Genomic DNA, 15651 nt, shown 5'->3' on the forward strand with positions numbered 1-15651 from the left:
CGATTACTCCGGTTCCTCGTCCGTGAAATGGGTTTCACCGCACTGGCCATGGAAGCCAGCGCCTCCGCCGCGCAGGCGGTCGACGACTACGTCGTGAACGGCACGGGAAACGTCGCGGACGCACTCGCCCGCCTCGGTTTCTGGACCTGGCGGACCCACGACATGCTCGCCGTCGTGGAATGGATGCGCGAACACAATCGCACGGCATCCCCGGAACGCGTCGTGCGTTTCGTCGGGATCGACCCGCAGCTGTGTGCGCACTCCCTCGTCACCCTCCGCGAACTCCTGCCCACCGTCGCGCCTGAACAGGCAGGAGTCCTGGACGGCCCGGTCGGCGCGCTGGCCGACGTCAAGCCGGGAGCCGGCGGGGCCGCCGTAAGACAAGCTCTCGACGAGGCCCGTGGACTGCTGCGGTTCCTGGAAGAGCACAGGACAAAACTCGTCGGACGCGTGGGCGGGAAGACGGTCGATCGCGTCCTTGGGCACGTGCGCGCCGTCGTGGCCGTGGCCGACGTCGCCCACCGTCCCCTGCGCGCTGACACCCCGGAAGCGGGCGCCCTGGCCACCCGCGACCGCTACATGGCGGAGGCCGTCGTCTCCCTGGAGGAGCGGTCCGCCGGGAGCATCGCCGTATGGGCCCACAACGGCCACGTCTCGACCGATCACTACGCCATGGATGTGCCTGCCATGGGACGGCACCTCCGGACACAGTACGGCGAGGGCTACTACGCCCTGGGCCTCCTCTTCGGCGAGGGTGCCTTCCGCGCGCGTCCGGGGAACTCGGCGACGCGTCGGCCCCGCAAGCACCGGATCAGTGCCGCGGGACCGAGGTCCGTCGAGGGCCGACTCGCCGCGGCCAACCCGGATAACCACCTGGTCGACCTCCGTGCCGGCCAGGCGCTGCCCGCCGTCGAGCAGTGGCTCGGCGACCAGCAGTTCGTACGGTCGTTCGGTGCGGCCGTCCCACGGGTGACCTATCGCTTCCACATGACCCCCACGGTGCTGGGCCGTACCTTCGACGGACTCGCCTACGTGGCCACCTCCACGCCCTCAGAGCCGCTGTCCTGAAGACGTGGAGCCGGCCCCGCAGCACCGGAGAACCACGCGTAGCCCGAAGTCACCTGTCCGAATGCGGTGGATGCGGTGACTCAAGACCCCGTCATGACCGCTCGATCCGGCACAGGCAGAACGGGTGGCCGGCCGGGTCGGCGTACACCTGGAAGTCCTTCTTCTCCCGGTCCTCCGGATCCAGCGGGCGGGCGCCGAGCGCGAGGACGCGTTCGTGGGCCCTGTCGACGTCCGCCCAGGTCGGGCCCGCGTCGAAGTCCAGGTGCAGTTGCTGGCCGTTGTGGTCCGCGCGCGGCCAGTCCGGCGGGGTGTGACCCTCCGCCCGCTGGAACGCCAGCCGCGGCCCGTCCGGGACCTGGAGGACGACCCAGTCGTCGTCCTCCGGCTGCGGCGTCCCCCCGGCCACCGCGGCGTAGAAGGCGGCCAGCGCGTGCGGATCGGGGCAGTCGAGGACGACGTTGCGGAGCCGGGCCACGGACGCCATGGTTTCTCCTCCCGAGCGGGTCAGCATGCGCAGAGGCAGAACGGGTGCCCAGCCGGGTCGGCGTAGACACGGAACGTCCGCTCCCGGTCCTCCGTGTCCAGCGGCCGGGCGCCCAGCTCCAGCACCCCCTTCTCGGCCGTGTCCAGGTCGTCCACCACCAGGTCCAGGTGGAACTGCTGCGAGTGGTCGGCCGCGGGCCACTGCGGCGGCACGAACCCGGGCGCCTTCTGGAAGGCGAGCGCCGGCCCGCCCGGCACCTTCAGGTCGACCCACTCGCTCTCGGGACCTCCCTCCACCGTGCCGCCGAGCACACCGGCGTAGAAGCCGGCCAGCGCGCGGGGGTCGGGACAGTCCAGCACCACGACGTCGAGCTTGGCGAGAGCCATGACTACCTCCTCTGGCGTTACCCACAGAGCCGGGTAACCGGTAACGGTTACTGCATGCTCCCGCATCGGGGGTAACGTCGCAAGCATGAGCGAGAGATCGGCCGCTCCCGGTGGCCTGGCCCTGGTCGAGGCCCTGGTGAACACGCTGGACATCGAGACGGGCGCCGACTCGCTGGACACGCCGGAGGGGCGGGCCCGGCTCGGGGTCGCGGAGGCCGGCCTGGCCGAGGCCCGGGAGCTGCGCGAGTCGCTGCGGGCGGCGCTGCTCGCCCACGCCGGCCACCCGCCGCACCGCGCGGTGACCCCGCTGAACGCCCTGCTGGCGCGGGCCCCGCTGTACGTCGCCGTGGACGAGGAGGACGGTTCGGCGCGCCTGGCGCCCGCCGACACGGGCCCGCTTCCCTCCCGGGTCGCCGCCGCCGTCGCCGAGGCGCTGGTGGCCGGCACCTGGACCCGGCTCAAGGCGTGCGAGGCCCCGACCTGCCACTGGGCGTACTACGACCGCAGCCCGGCAGGACGCGGCCGCTGGTGCTCGATGCAGGTCTGCGGTGCCCGCGTGAAGATGCGGCGGTACCGGGCGAAGGGCGCGTGAGGTCGCACGGTGTGGTGCAGAATGCGGACAGACGCCGGTTCGGCCGACTGAGCCTCGGCCGAACCGGCGTCGCCATGCGGGTCCCGGGTACGGGCCCCTACGCCGTGGGCCGGCCCATCGCCCGGTACGTCCAGCCGGCCCGCCGCCACAGCTCCGGGTCGAGGGTGTTGCGGCCGTCGAGGATCACCCGTGCGGTCGCCGCCTCGCCGAGCGCGGCCGGGTCCAGCTCGCGGAACTCCTGCCACTCGGTCAGGTGCAGCACGATGTCGGCGCCCCGGACGGCCGACAGCGCCGAGTCGGCGTAGCCCAGCGTCGGGAAGACCTTGCGGGCGTTGTCCATGCCCTTCGGGTCGTACACGGTCACCTGGCCGCCCTGGAGGTGGATCTGGCCGGCCACGTTCAGCGCGGGCGAGTCGCGGACGTCGTCCGAGTCGGGCTTGAAGGTGGCACCGAGCACCGCGACCCGCTTGCCGAGGAAGGAGCCGCCGCCGAGCGCCTCCCGGGCCATCTCGACCATCGCGCCGCGCCGGCGCATGTTGATGGAGTCGATCTCGCGCAGGAAGGTCAGTGCCTGGTCGGCGCCCAGCTCGCCGGCGCGGGCCATGAACGCCCGGATGTCCTTGGGCAGGCAGCCGCCGCCGAAGCCGATGCCGGCGCGCAGGAACTTGCGGCCGATCCGGTCGTCGTACCCGATGGCCTCGGCGAGCTTGGCCACGTCACCGCCGCCCGCCTCGCACACCTCGGCCATCGCGTTGATGAAGGAGATCTTGGTGGCGAGGAAGGAGTTCGCGGCCGTCTTCACCAGCTCGGCGGTCGGGAAGTCGGTGACGACGAACGGCGTGCCCTCGCCGACCGGGCCGGCGTACACCTCGCGCAGCAGCTTCTCGGCGCGCTCGCTGCGCACGCCCACGACGATCCGGTCCGGGTGCAGGGTGTCCTGGACGGCGAAGCCCTCGCGCAGGAACTCCGGGTTCCAGGCCAGCTCGGCGTCGGCGCCGGCCGGGGCGTGCTCGGCGAGGTAGGCGGCCAGCCGGTCGGCGGAGCCCACCGGCACCGTCGACTTGCCGACGACCAGGGCGGGGCCGTGCAGATGCGGGGCGAGGGAGGCGATCGCGGAGTCGACGTAACTCATGTCGCACGCGTACTCGCCGTGCTTCTGCGGGGTGTTCACGCAGACGAAGTGCACATCACCGAAGGCACCGGCCTCGGCCCAGTCCACGGTGAACCGCAGCCGGCCGGTGGACCCCGCGATCCCGGCGACGTGCCGGCGCAGCAGTTCCTGGAGCCCCGGCTCGTACATGGGTGTCTCGCCGCGCTCCAGCATGGCGATCTTCTCCGGTACGACGTCCAGGCCCAACACCTCGAAGCCCAGCTCGGCCATGGCCGCGGCGTGGGTGGCGCCGAGGTAGCCGGTGCCGATCACGGTGATCTTCAGGCTCATGGATGCGCTCCAGCTCGGGTACGTCGGTGATGCGGCCCCCGAGCATAGTCGGGCGCTCCGACGGGCAATTTCCCCGCTGTCGCGTAGCTCACGTAGGCGGGGTCGGAGCGGGGCTCTAAAATTTGAGTTACTTAACGGTAATTAGCGTCAGTATCACTGCGTCTTTGGAGCGTGAGAGACCGTGGCCGGATCGGCTGACTTCGACCTGTACCGCCCGTCCGAGGAGCACGACATGCTCCGGGACGCCGTCCGTTCGCTGGTCGAGGCGAAGATCGCGCCGTACGCCGCGGCGGTGGACGAGGAGGCCCGCTTCCCGCAGGAGGCCCTCGACGCCCTCGTCGCAGGCGACCTGCACGCCGTGCACGTACCGGAGGAGTACGGCGGCGCCGGCGCCGACGCGCTCGCCACGGTCATCGTGATCGAGGAGGTCGCCCGCGCCTGCGTCTCCTCCTCCCTCATCCCCGCGGTGAACAAGCTCGGCTCTCTCCCGGTGATCCTCTCCGGCGGCGAGGAGCTGAAGAAGAAGTACCTGACGCCGCTCGCCAAGGGCGACGCGATGTTCTCGTACTGCCTGTCCGAGCCGGAGGCGGGCTCGGACGCGGCCGGCATGAAGACCAAGGCCGTCCGCGACGGCGACCACTGGGTGCTCAACGGCGTCAAGCGCTGGATCACCAACGCGGGCGTCTCCGAGTACTACACGGTCATGGCGGTCACCGACCCCTCCAAGCGCTCCAAGGGCATCTCCGCGTTCGTCGTCGAGAAGTCGGACGAGGGCGTCTCCTTCGGCGCCCCGGAGAAGAAGCTGGGCATCAAGGGCTCCCCGACCCGCGAGGTCTACTTCGACAACGTCCGCATCCCCGCCGACCGCATGATCGGCGAGGAGGGCACCGGCTTCCTGACGGCCATGAAGACCCTGGACCACACCCGCATCACCATCGCCGCCCAGGCCCTCGGCTGCGCCCAGGGCGCCCTCGACTACGCCAAGGGCTACGTCCAGGAGCGCAAGCAGTTCGGCAAGCCGATCGCCGACTTCCAGGGCATCCAGTTCATGCTCGCCGACATGTCGATGAAGATCTCGGCGGCGCGCGCCCTCACCTACCAGGCCGCCGCCGCCTCCGAGCGCGGCGACGCCGACCTCACCTACCTGGGCGCCGCCGCCAAGTGCTTCGCCTCGGACGTCGCCATGGAGGTCACCACCGACGCCGTCCAGCTCCTCGGCGGCTACGGCTACACCCGCGACTACCCGGTGGAGCGCATGATGCGCGACGCCAAGATCACTCAGATTTACGAGGGCACGAACCAGGTCCAGCGGATCGTGATGGCGAGGAACCTGCCCTAGCGGAGACACCACTGCCCTGGCTGCGGAGCGGAGCCTGGGGCCGTTCGTTCCCGGCCGCCGAAGGAGCCGTCATGTCCGGCTAGGTGAGGTCCAGTTCGCTGATCCGGGCGTTGGACGCCTCCCGGCGTTGTTGTGCCGCGCGGGCCGCGAAGTCCGCGCTGCGCAGGACCCGCTGTACGTTCCGCCAGGTCAGGAGGGACAGCTCGGTCTCGGACCAGCCTCGGCGCAGCAGTTCCGCGATCAGGTGCGGGTAGCGGGAGGCGTCGGCGAGGTCGCGGGGGTGGACGGCCCCGGAGTCGTAGGTGCCGGACAGGCCGACGCACTCGGGGCCGGCCACCTCGCGGACGTGGTCGAGGTGGTCGGCGACGTCCGGGACGGTCGGGCCGGTCTGCTCCGCGGTGAGCGGCACCATGCACAGCCCCTTCGCCTCGCCCAGGGCGGCGAGCAGCCCGTCGCCCAGGTTGGCCGGGTGCGGGCGCAGGGCCCTGGCGGCCGAGCGGCTGCACAGGACGGGGGCCTTGGACAGGGCGATGGTCCGCTCGACGGTGTCCGGGGAGGCGCCGGAGACGTCGGCGAGCACGCCGAGCCGGTTCATCTCGCGCACGACCTCCTCCCCGAAGCGGGTCAGTCCGGTCTCTCCCGCCCAGGCGGTGCCGGCGAGGGTGAGCACGCGCAGCCCCAGGGAGTGCAGGATGCGCAGGAGGCCGAGGGAGTCGTCCAGCGCGGCGCCGGGCGCGGGGCCGAGCACCACGGCGACCCGGCCGCAGTTGCGGGCGTCGATGATCTGTCCGGCGGTGCGCACCAGCCGCAGGCCCTCCGGGTGGGACTCGACCACCGTGCGCACCAGGTCCAGCTGCTCCAGGGCCGCCGTCACCGCCCGGTCGGGGCCCGGCTCCCCGGGGAGGTGCAGGGACCAGAAGAGCGCGCCGACGTGCCCCTCGCGCAGCCGGGGCACGTCCGTGTCGATGGCGGCCTCGCCGAGCTCCAGGTCGTACCAGGGCAGATGGCGCAGCGCCCAGGGCAGGCCGCTGTAGCCGTCGGCGACCGGGTGGGTGTCGAGCAGGGCGTGGGCCCGCTCCAGCAGCTCGCCGTCCGGCTGCCACCGGACGAAGGGGTCGTCCGGCAGGCTGTCGTCCTCGCCGACCTCGGTCGTGAAGGGGATGTCGTCCTGGAGGTCGGCCATGGCGGGCTCCGTGCGTCGTCGCGGGCTACGTCGGTCGTGAGCTACGGCGGGCTGTGGGCGGCGTACCGACACGGTCGCACGGGGCGGGGGAGGCCTCCTGGTGAGTGGGGCGTTCGGGGGTACGACGGTCAGCCGCGCCCGTCCGTGCCGTCCAGCGCCTCGATGGTGGCGAGGGAGGCGGCCCGGGTGGACTGCAGGTCCCGGGCGACGTCCTCCGCCGCGCCCAGCACGCGGACCGCGTTCTGCCAGGTCAGCTTGGCCAGGTCGGCCTTGGACCAGCCGCGGTCCAGCAGCTCGGCGAGCAGGTTCGGGTAGCCGGAGACGTCGTTCAGGCCGTCCGGGGTGAACGCGGTGCCGTCGTAGTCGCCGCCGATGCCCAGGTGGTCGATGCCGGCCACCTCGCGCATGTGGTCCAGGTGGTCCGCGACGGTGGACACCGTGGCGACCGGGCGCGGGGTGCGCTCCTCGAAGGCCCGGTGGACCTTCATCGCCTCGGCGCTGGTGTCCAGGTGGTGCAGGCCGTGGGCGCGCAGGTTGGCGTCGGCCGCGGCCGTCCAGTCCACGGCGGCCTGGAGGACGAACTTGGGCACGAACGTCACCATGGCCACGCCGCCGTTGGCGGGCAGGCGCTCCAGGACGTCGTCGGGGATGTTGCGGGGGTGGTCGCACACCGCGCGGGCGGAGGAGTGCGAGAAGATCACCGGCGCGGAGGTGGCGTCCAGCGCGTCCCGCATCGTCGTCGCGGCCACGTGGGAGAGGTCGACCAGCATGCCGAGCCGGTTCATCTCCGCCACGACCTCGCGGCCGAACGCGGACAGGCCGCCCACGTTCGGTTCGTCGGTCGCGGAGTCCGCCCAGTCCACGTTGTCGTTGTGGGTGAGCGTCATGTAGCGCACACCGAGCGCGTGGAGGCCGCGCAGCGTGCCGAGGGAGTTGGCGATGGAGTGGCCGCCCTCGGCTCCCATGAGCGAGGCGATACGGCCGTCCCGGCGGGCCGTCTCCAGGTCCGCGGCGGTCAGCGCGGGCGCCAGCTCGGCCGGGTAGCGGTCCAGCAGCCGGCGGACGCAGTCGATCTGCTCCAGCGTCGCCGCGACCGGATCGGGCTCCTCGCAGGGGACGTACACCGACCAGTACTGGGCGCCGACCCCGCCGGCGCGCAGCCGCGGCAGGTCGGTGTGCAGGCGCGCGCGCTGGTCACCGGCGATGTCCAGGGCGTCCAGGTCGTAGCCGGCCTGCTTGCGCAGGGCCCAGGGCAGGTCGTTGTGCCCGTCGACCACGGGGAACTCGCGCAGCAGCGCGTGTGCTTCGTCCACGGCGGCCACGGCGGTCACTTCCCGAAGCCGAAGCCGCTGCCCGCGCCCTCGACCTTGGCGCGCAGCCGCTTGCCCTTCTCGGTGGCCTGGTCGCGCAGTTCCTGCTGGAAGTCGCGCATCCGGTGCAGCAGGTCCTCGTCGTGCGCGGCGAGCATCCGGGCCGCGAGGAGACCGGCGTTGCGGGCACCGGCGACGGAGACCGTGGCGACCGGGACACCGGCGGGCATCTGCACGATGGAGAGCAGCGAGTCCATGCCGTCCAGGTACTTCAGCGGCACGGGGACGCCGATGACCGGCAGGGGGGTGACGGAGGCGAGCATGCCGGGCAGGTGGGCGGCACCGCCCGCGCCCGCGATGATCGCCTTCAGGCCGCGGTCGGCGGCCTGCTCGCCGTACGAGATCATCTCGCGGGGCATGCGGTGCGCGGAGACGACGTCGACCTCGTAGGGGATCTCGAACTCGTCCAGGGCCTTGGCGGCGGCTTCCATGACGGGCCAGTCGGAGTCCGACCCCATGACGATGCCAACAACGGGGCTCATTCGGTGATGGTGCCTCTCAGGTAGCCGGCTGCGTGACGGGCGCGTTCCAGCACGTCGTCCAGGTCGTCGCCGTAGGTGTTGACGTGTCCGACCTTGCGGCCGGGCTTCACGTCCTTGCCGTACATGTGGATCTTGAGCTTGGGGTCGCGGGCCATGCAGTGCAAGTACGCGGAGTACATGTCCGGGAAGTCGCCGCCCAGGACGTTGACCATCACGGTCCACGGCGCGCGCGGGCGCGGGTCGCCCAGCGGCAGGTCCAGGACCGCGCGGACGTGGTTGGCGAACTGCGAGGTGATCGCGCCGTCCATGGTCCAGTGGCCGGAGTTGTGCGGGCGCATCGCCAGTTCGTTGACGAGGACGCGGCCGTCGCGGGTCTGGAACAGCTCGACGGCGAGGTGCCCGACGACGCCGAGTTCCTTGGCGATGGTCAGGGCCATCCGCTCGGCGTGCAGGGCCAGGTCCTCGTCCAGGCCGGGGGCGGGTGCGATCACGGTGTCGCAGACGCCGGCCACCTGCCGGGACTCGACCACGGGGTAGGCGACGGCCTGGCCGTGCGGGGAGCGTACGACGTTGGCGGCGAGCTCGCGGACGTAGTCGACCTTCTCCTCGGCGAGGACGGGGACGCCCGCCTTGAAGGGGTCGGCGGCCTCCTCGGCGGAGTCCACGACCCACACGCCCTTGCCGTCGTAGCCACCGCGGACCGTCTTGAGGACGACGGGGAAGCCGTCGCCCTCCTCGGCGAACCGGACGACGTCCTCCGGGTCGCCGACGATGCGGTGCCGTGGGCACGGGATGCCGAGCGCGTCGAGTTTCGCGCGCATCACGCCCTTGTCCTGCGCGTGCACGAGCGCGTCGGGCCCGGGGCGGACGGGGATGCCGTCCGCCTCCAGGGCGCGCAGGTGCTCGGTCGGCACGTGTTCGTGATCGAAGGTGATCACGTCACAGCCGCGCGCGAACTCGCGCAGCGTGTCCAGGTCGCGGTAGTCGCCGATGACGACATCGCTCACGACCTGCGCCGCGGAATCCTGAGGGGTGTCACTGAGAAGCTTGAACCTGATGCCCAACGGGATGCCCGCTTCGTGCGTCATACGCGCGAGCTGCCCCCCGCCGACCATGCCGACTACCGGGAACGTCACACCCCTAGCGTATCGGCCATGCGGAGGAGGCCGGATCCCGTCCCTCCCCCGGCCTCTTACCCAGGGCTTCCCCGACTCTTTCCGACCCGTTTCCGAGCCGTGGCCCGGTCCACGGGCACGGGAGGGTCCGCCCGGCTAGCATGGCAAGGTCGACAGAACCTACCGACGGGAGTTGCACAGCCATGGAACCTCGTTCCTCGGGGCTGCAACGGCTCGTACGCGAGGTGGTCAAGTTCGGGGCCGTCGGCGGTGCCGGTGTGCTCGTCAATCTCGGCGTGTTCAACCTGGTCCGGCACGTGTCCGACCTGCCGGTGGTGCGGGCCAGCATCATCGCGACCGTCGTGGCCATCGTCTTCAACTACATCGGCTTCCGCTACTGGACGTACCGGGACCGCGACAAGAGCGGACGCACCAAGGAACTCACGCTGTTCCTGCTGTTCAGCGCGGTCGGCCTGGTGATCGAGAACGGTGTGCTGTACCTGGCGACCTACGGTTTCGGCTGGGACAGCCCGCTGCAGAGCAACATCTTCAAGTTCGTCGGCATCGGCGTCGCGACCCTGTTCCGGTTCTGGTCGTACCGCAGCTGGGTGTTCAAGGCGCTGCCCGCCCGGGAGGCCGTGGCGAGGGCCGAATCGATCCTCGAGCAGGAGTCGGAGCAGCAGCCGCCGAGGCAGCGCGTTCCCTGAGCGAGCCCCTGAGTGATCCCTGAGGGACCGCTCGGGCGGTCGGCGCTCAGCGGACGGTGGGCCGGTCCTCGTCCGGTTTGCGGGCCGGGGGCGTGCGCGACAGGAACAGGCCGAAGACCGGGGGCTGCGCCTGCAGCAGCTCCAGCCGGCCGCCGTCGGCCTCCGCGAGGTCCCGGGCGACGGCCAGGCCGATCCCCGTGGAGTTCCGCCCGCTGATGGTGCGCTCGAAGATCCGCGCGCCGAGGTCCGCCGGGACGCCCGGCCCCTCGTCGGTGACCTCGATGACGGCCTGGTTGCCGGTGACCCGGGTGCGCAGGGCGACGGTGCCGCCGCCGTGCATCAGCGAGTTCTCGATCAGCGCGGCCAGCACCTGGGCGACCGCGCCCGGTGTGCCCACCGCCTTCAGGTGCCGCTTGCCCGAGCTGACGATGGCCCGGCCGACGTTGCGGTAGGCGGGCCGCCACTCGGCGAGCTGCTGCTGGATGACCTCGTCCAGGTCGAAGGTGACGGCGGAGCCGGTCCGCGGGTCGCGGGAGTTCGTCAGCAGCCGCTGGACGACGTCCGTGAGCCGCTCGACCTGGGTCAGCGCGATGGTCGCCTCCTCCTTCACCGTCTCCGGGTCGTCGGTGAGGGTGATCTCCTCCAGCCGCATGGACAGCGCGGTCAGCGGTGTGCGGAGCTGGTGGGAGGCGTCGGCGGCCAGGCGCCGCTCGGCGGTCAGCATGCGCCCGATCCGCTCGGCGGAGGCGTCCAGCACATCGGCGACCCGGTCCAGCTCGGGGACGCCGTACCGCTTGTGCCGGGGGCGCGGGTCGCCGGAGCCGAGGCGTTCGGCGGTCTCGGCGAGGTCGGTCAACGGCGAGGCGAGCCGGTTGGCCTGCCGTACGGCGAGCAGCACGGCCGCCACCACGGCGAGCAGCGCGACCAGCCCGATGATCAGCAGGGTCCTGCCGACCTCGCGGGTCACCGAGGAGCGGGGCTCCTGCACGGTGACCGTCTCGCCCTCCTCGCCGTGCTGCGTGGAGTGGATGGTGTCGCCCTCGGGCCTGCTGCCGATCTCGATGGGCGGCCTGCCGGGCATGCGGATGACGGCGTACTGGTCCTTGCTGACCGGGTTGCGCAGGACGTCCGCGTTGACGTTCTCGGCGGCGAGGATCCGGCTGTCCACGATGCTGGCCAGCCGCACCGCCTCGGACTCCACGCGTTCCTGGGCGCTGTTGCCGATCGTCCGCGTCTCGACGATCACGAGAGAGACGCCGAAGACCGCGATCACCACGAGGACGACGGCGAGGGTGGACTGGATGAGACGTCGGCGCATGGTCCGTTACCTGTGGGGAGTCGCCGGGCCCGGACTCAGCTCTTCTCGAAGCGGAAGCCGACGCCGCGCACCGTCGCGATGTACCGGGGGTTCGCCGCGTCGTCGCCGAGCTTCTTGCGCAGCCAGGAGATGTGCATGTCGAGGGTCTTGGTGGACGACCACCACGTGGTGTCCCAGACCTCGCGCATCAGCTGGTCCCGGGTCACCACCCGGCCGGCGTCCCGCACCAGCACCCGCAGCAGGTCGAACTCCTTCGCGGTGAGCTGGAGTTCCTCCTCGCCCATCCACGCCCGGTGCGACTCGACGTCGATCCGCACCCCGTGCGTGGCCGGCGGCTGCTGCGGCTCGGCGGCGCCGCGCCGGAGCAGGGCCCGCACCCGGGCGAGCAGTTCGGCGAGCCGAAAGGGCTTGGTGACGTAGTCGTCGGCGCCCGCGTCCAGGCCGACGACGGTGTCCACCTCGTCGGCCCGCGCGGTCAGGATGAGGATGGGTACCGTGTGGCCGTCGGCGCGCAGCCGGCGGGCCACCTCCAGGCCGTCCATGCCGGGCAGGCCCAGGTCCAGCACGACCAGATCGACGCCGCCCTGCATTCCGGCGTCGAGCGCGGCGGGTCCGTCCTCGCGCACCTCGACCTCGTAACCTTCCCGGCGCAGGGCGCGGGCCAGCGGCTCCGAGATGGACGCGTCGTCCTCGGCGAGCAGTACACGGGTCATGAGGTGATGGTAGACCGCCCGGACGAGGTGCCGGGGTGTGATCGGTTCCCCCGCTTCTTACCTTCACGCGCTACTGGTACGAACCATTGACCTGGGGATGCGATCGTAGAGGAGACCTTCGAAACGCTTTCCGTGGTTCCCGCGACACCTGTGATCCGCGTCTCAAGTCCTTCCATATCCGGCAGTGTCCTGCCGTATGGTGACCTGAACGCCTGTAGCACACCGGGGACCTTTGGCGGGCAGTGGACGCTGAAGGTCTCTTTTGTGTGCGGGCTGACCAAGGTCACTTGATCAGCCTCGAAAGGAATGACCTCTGGCCGGGCTCCGGACGCAGCTACGCGTCGAGGGGCGTGGATCCCGGTGGTCGCCGTCCGCCACTCCGTGATCCGGAGCGGGCTCCCCCTGGGCGTGGGGGTGGACGACCGACCTGCCGGTGCCGGCCGCCCCCACCGGGCGCGCAACTCCCCCAGGCTCGGCCGCGCCGAGCAGGGGGACCCCGACCGCGCGTCCCGACCAGCAAGGAACGACCATGGCGTCCAGCCTGACGAAGGACTCGGTCCGCCCGGGCACCCCCGGTTCCGAGAAGACCTTCTTCGGCCACCCCCGCGGCCTGGCCACCCTCTTCATGACCGAGATGTGGGAGCGTTTCTCCTACTACGGCATGAGGGCTCTTCTCCCGCTGTACCTGGTGGCCCCGGGTGGCCTGCACCTGAGTGCGGGCACGGCGAGCGCCATCTACGCGGTGTACCTGTCGCTCGTGTACCTGCTCACCCTGCCGGGCGGCTGGTTCGCCGACCGTCTCCTCGGCCCCCGCAAGACGGTCGCCGTCGCGGGCGGGGTCATCATGCTGGGCCACCTGTGCCTGGCGCTGCCGGCCGCAGCGAGCTTCTACGTCGGCCTGGTGCTCGTCGCCATCGGTTCGGGTCTGCTGAAGGCCAACATCTCCACGATGGTCGGCCAGCTCTACAACGGCCCGGAGGACCCGCGCCGCGACGGTGGCTTCACGCTCTTCTACATCGGCATCAACCTCGGTGCCTTCGTCGCCCCGCTGGCCATCGGCACCGTCGGTGAGAACGTCAACTGGCACCTGGGCTTCGCGCTGGCCGCTCTCGGCATGGCGCTGGGTCTCGCCCAGTACCTGCTCGGCGGACGCCACCTGAACCCGAAGAGCAGCGAGGTCCCCACCCCGCTGACGCCCGCCGAGAAGGCGGCCACCCTGCGCAAGGGCCTGATCTGGCTCGCGGTCGCCGTGGTCTTCTACGGCGTCGTCGGCGGCACCGGCCACTTCACCCTGAACTGGGCGCTGATCCCGCTCACCCTCATCGGCCTGATCGTGCCGATCCTGGTCATCTCCCGCATCCTGCGGGACAAGGAACTGGACTCCGCCGAGCGCTCGAAGGTGTCGGCGTACATCTGGTTCTTCGTCGCCGCCGCCGTCTTCTGGATGATCTACGACCAGGGTGGCTCGACCCTGTCGCTGTTCGCCAAGAACAGCGCGAAGAACTCGGTCCTCGGCTGGGACTTCCCGGTCTCCTGGTACCAGTCGGTCAACCCGGTCATGATCATGGCCCTGGCGCCGGTCTTCGCCTGGCTGTGGCTGTGGCTGAACCGCCGCGGCAAGGAGCCGAGCACGATCGTGAAGTTCGCCTCCGGCCTGGTGCTCGTGGGTGCGTCCTTCTTCGTCTTCCTCGCCCCGCTGTCGATCGCCGAGGGCGGTCACAAGGCCGCGGCGATGTGGCTGGTCGCCATCTACTTCGTGCAGACCGTCGGTGAGCTGACGCTCTCCCCGGTCGGTCTGTCCGTGACGACGAAGATGGCGCCGAAGAAGTACGCCTCGCAGATGATGGGCGTCTGGTTCCTCGCGGTGACCGCGGGCGACTCCGTCACCGCCCTGCTGTCCAACCCCGCCGTGGGCGGCGTCAACCTCGACAAGATGGGCTTCGTCGCCCTGGAGGCCGTGCTCGCCGTGGTCGCCGGTGTCGCGGTGTGGATGTACCGCGGCAAGGTGAAGAAGATGATGGGCAGCGTCAACTAGTCGCCGCCGCCCGTCCGGCCCGCGGAGGGCCACCGCGTCCCCGGGACGCGGTGGCCCTCTCGCCGTGTGCGGGGCCGGCTAGCGCGTCCTGCGCCGTGCCGGCAGCACCGTGAAGATCGCGCCGCCCAGCAGGACCGCCGTGCCCGCCACCAGGCCCAGGGCCTTCAGGGCGCCGTGGTCGCTCGCGCCGGTCTCGGCGAGGCCGCCGTCACCGCTGTCGCCGCCGCCCGTCCCGGCCGCGCCCGACGACCCGCCCGACGACCCGCCCGAGGACCCGGTCCCGCCCGTCGTGGACGTGCCGCCCGCGGCGCCGCCCGGCTTCCCGGTGGTGTCCAGGCTGAGCGAGACCTGCGTCTTCACCGGCGTGCACGTCGTGGTCGTCCCGAGCGCCTTGACCGTCAGCACCCCCGGGGACAGCGTCGAGGCGCCGCTCGCGCCGGGCTTGTAGGTGCCGGTGAGGTCGGGGATCTCGATCGGGTCGCCGGCCTTGACCGGGCCCGCGTTCGTCGGCCCCTCCACGTGCACGGTGCCCTTGTCGGCGCCGCCCAGCACCACCTCCATGGACGGCTTCACGGAGTCCTTCGGGATCTCGGCGGGGCTGTCCATCACCGACTTCTCGAACCGCACCGTGAGGGCGTAACTCCCGCCGTCCTTCCTGGCGTCGATCCGCACCGGCGAGGTCGCGCTCCTGTCGCCGATCGGGGTCTTGCAGGCGTACGGGATCCGCACCTCCTTGCCGGGGAAGTCGGTCTGCCCGGTGCCGCCCGTGGAGGTGGCCGTCGCCGTGGCGGTCCTCGTCGGGGTCGCCGTACCGGTCGGGGTCGCCGTTCCGGTCGGGGTCGCCGTTCCGGTCGGGGTCGCGGTCGAGGTGCCGCCGCCCGCCGTCACCCGGATCGTCGCCGCCTTCTGCACGGTCTCCTTCGGCGTGCACCTGGTGTCGGTCGACATCGCGTTGACCGTGTACGCGTCCGGTGTCAGCGTCACCTCGCCGGCCGCCGTCAGCTTCACGCTGCCCTTCATGTCGGACAGCACCATCGCACCGCCCTTGGGGATCGCGGGGTTCTCCCGCGGGCCTCGCATCGCGATGTCGGCGGTCTGCGCGCCGGCCGCCTTCAGCACGCCGGACGGCTGGACCGAGTTCGCGGGCAGGTCGATGATGTCCGGGTTCCTGGACGCGGCCTGGACGAACGTCCACGCGATGTCCACCGTGTCGCCCACCCTGGCCGTGGCCGGCGCGGTGATCTCGACCTTCGTGGTGCCGTCGACGGGGTCGATGCCCGCCGGCGGCACGCAGTGGGTGGCGTACGCGACCTCGGCCGCCTGCGCGGGGGCCACCGCCGCGCCCAGCAGGACGCCCGCCGCACAGAACACCAGCAGGGCGCCCGTGCCCCCGGCCGCTGTGCCTCTCCTTCGCATGC

The 15651-nt window shown here is 71.5% G+C and carries 15 protein-coding genes; 5 read left to right on the top strand and 10 right to left on the bottom strand.

The window, feature by feature from the left end; translation table 11 throughout:
• The first annotated feature begins 27 nt into the window (after positions 1-27).
• On the top strand, positions 28-1068 hold the full coding sequence (locus tag ACZ7N4_RS10780; protein ID WP_471356274.1) for an erythromycin esterase family protein: 1041 nt from the start codon (positions 28-30) through the stop codon (positions 1066-1068).
• Between the two features lie 91 nt (positions 1069-1159).
• Here ACZ7N4_RS10780 and ACZ7N4_RS10785 read toward each other — a convergent pair whose 3' ends face one another.
• Together ACZ7N4_RS10785 and ACZ7N4_RS10790 are read right to left on the bottom strand one after the other, a co-directional pair.
• Positions 1160-1552: a VOC family protein gene (locus ACZ7N4_RS10785; RefSeq protein WP_471356276.1), complete on the bottom strand. Its 393-nt coding sequence runs from the start codon at positions 1550-1552 to the stop codon at positions 1160-1162.
• Positions 1553-1572: 20 nt separating this feature from the next.
• Positions 1573-1938, bottom strand: coding sequence for a VOC family protein (locus ACZ7N4_RS10790; RefSeq protein WP_471356278.1), 366 nt, complete (start codon positions 1936-1938; stop codon positions 1573-1575).
• 85 nt (positions 1939-2023) lie between these two features.
• On the opposite strand from ACZ7N4_RS10790, the gene ACZ7N4_RS10795 reads away from it, so the two are divergent.
• On the top strand, positions 2024-2530 hold the full coding sequence (locus tag ACZ7N4_RS10795; protein ID WP_471356281.1) for a CGNR zinc finger domain-containing protein: 507 nt from the start codon (positions 2024-2026) through the stop codon (positions 2528-2530).
• A 97-nt stretch (positions 2531-2627) separates the two neighbouring features.
• Here the strand turns inward: ACZ7N4_RS10795 and ACZ7N4_RS10800 are convergent, their stop codons facing one another.
• Entirely contained in the window at positions 2628-3971 is a 1344-nt protein-coding gene (locus ACZ7N4_RS10800; protein ID WP_471356284.1) for a UDP-glucose dehydrogenase family protein, read from the bottom strand.
• 181 nt (positions 3972-4152) lie between these two features.
• On the opposite strand from ACZ7N4_RS10800, the gene ACZ7N4_RS10805 reads away from it, so the two are divergent.
• On the top strand, positions 4153-5310 hold the full coding sequence (locus ACZ7N4_RS10805) for an acyl-CoA dehydrogenase family protein (protein WP_471356287.1): 1158 nt from the start codon (positions 4153-4155) through the stop codon (positions 5308-5310).
• 79 nt (positions 5311-5389) lie between these two features.
• Here the strand turns inward: ACZ7N4_RS10805 and ACZ7N4_RS10810 are convergent, their stop codons facing one another.
• The 4 genes from ACZ7N4_RS10810 to ACZ7N4_RS10825 form a co-directional block, all read right to left on the bottom strand.
• Complete coding sequence (locus tag ACZ7N4_RS10810; RefSeq protein ID WP_471356289.1) at positions 5390-6493, bottom strand: dipeptidase; 1104 nt, start codon at positions 6491-6493, stop codon at positions 5390-5392.
• Between the two features lie 128 nt (positions 6494-6621).
• A complete protein-coding gene (locus ACZ7N4_RS10815; RefSeq protein ID WP_471357116.1) occupies positions 6622-7815 on the bottom strand; it encodes a dipeptidase in 1194 nt (397 codons plus the stop codon).
• 5 nt (positions 7816-7820) lie between these two features.
• Positions 7821-8345 carry a 5-(carboxyamino)imidazole ribonucleotide mutase gene (gene purE / locus ACZ7N4_RS10820; protein ID WP_471356292.1) on the bottom strand — a complete coding sequence of 175 codons (525 nt, stop codon included), beginning with the start codon at positions 8343-8345 and terminating at the stop codon, positions 7821-7823.
• Positions 8342-9481 carry a 5-(carboxyamino)imidazole ribonucleotide synthase gene (locus ACZ7N4_RS10825; RefSeq protein ID WP_471356295.1) on the bottom strand — a complete coding sequence of 380 codons (1140 nt, stop codon included), beginning with the start codon at positions 9479-9481 and terminating at the stop codon, positions 8342-8344. The genes purE and ACZ7N4_RS10825 overlap by 4 nt, the downstream gene beginning before the upstream one ends.
• A 182-nt stretch (positions 9482-9663) precedes the next feature.
• On the opposite strand from ACZ7N4_RS10825, the gene ACZ7N4_RS10830 reads away from it, so the two are divergent.
• Positions 9664-10167, top strand: a complete 504-nt coding sequence (locus ACZ7N4_RS10830) for a GtrA family protein (RefSeq protein ID WP_471356297.1) — start codon at positions 9664-9666, stop codon at positions 10165-10167.
• A gap of 46 nt (positions 10168-10213) precedes the next feature.
• Here ACZ7N4_RS10830 and ACZ7N4_RS10835 read toward each other — a convergent pair whose 3' ends face one another.
• Positions 10214-11485, bottom strand: coding sequence for an ATP-binding protein (locus ACZ7N4_RS10835; RefSeq protein WP_471356299.1), 1272 nt, complete (start codon positions 11483-11485; stop codon positions 10214-10216).
• Between the two features lie 35 nt (positions 11486-11520).
• Entirely contained in the window at positions 11521-12198 is a 678-nt protein-coding gene (locus ACZ7N4_RS10840) for a response regulator transcription factor (RefSeq protein WP_189294696.1), read from the bottom strand.
• A gap of 529 nt (positions 12199-12727) precedes the next feature.
• On the opposite strand from ACZ7N4_RS10840, the gene ACZ7N4_RS10845 reads away from it, so the two are divergent.
• Positions 12728-14233 (top strand): peptide MFS transporter, encoded by a 1506-nt coding sequence (locus ACZ7N4_RS10845; protein WP_471356303.1) that lies wholly within the window; start codon positions 12728-12730, stop codon positions 14231-14233.
• A gap of 78 nt (positions 14234-14311) precedes the next feature.
• Here the strand turns inward: ACZ7N4_RS10845 and ACZ7N4_RS10850 are convergent, their stop codons facing one another.
• Positions 14312-15649, bottom strand: coding sequence for a hypothetical protein (locus ACZ7N4_RS10850; RefSeq protein WP_471356306.1), 1338 nt, complete (start codon positions 15647-15649; stop codon positions 14312-14314).
• Between the last annotated feature and the right edge of the window lie 2 nt (positions 15650-15651).

The sequence above is a fragment of the Streptomyces sp. NPDC107654 genome (assembly GCF_055639035.1).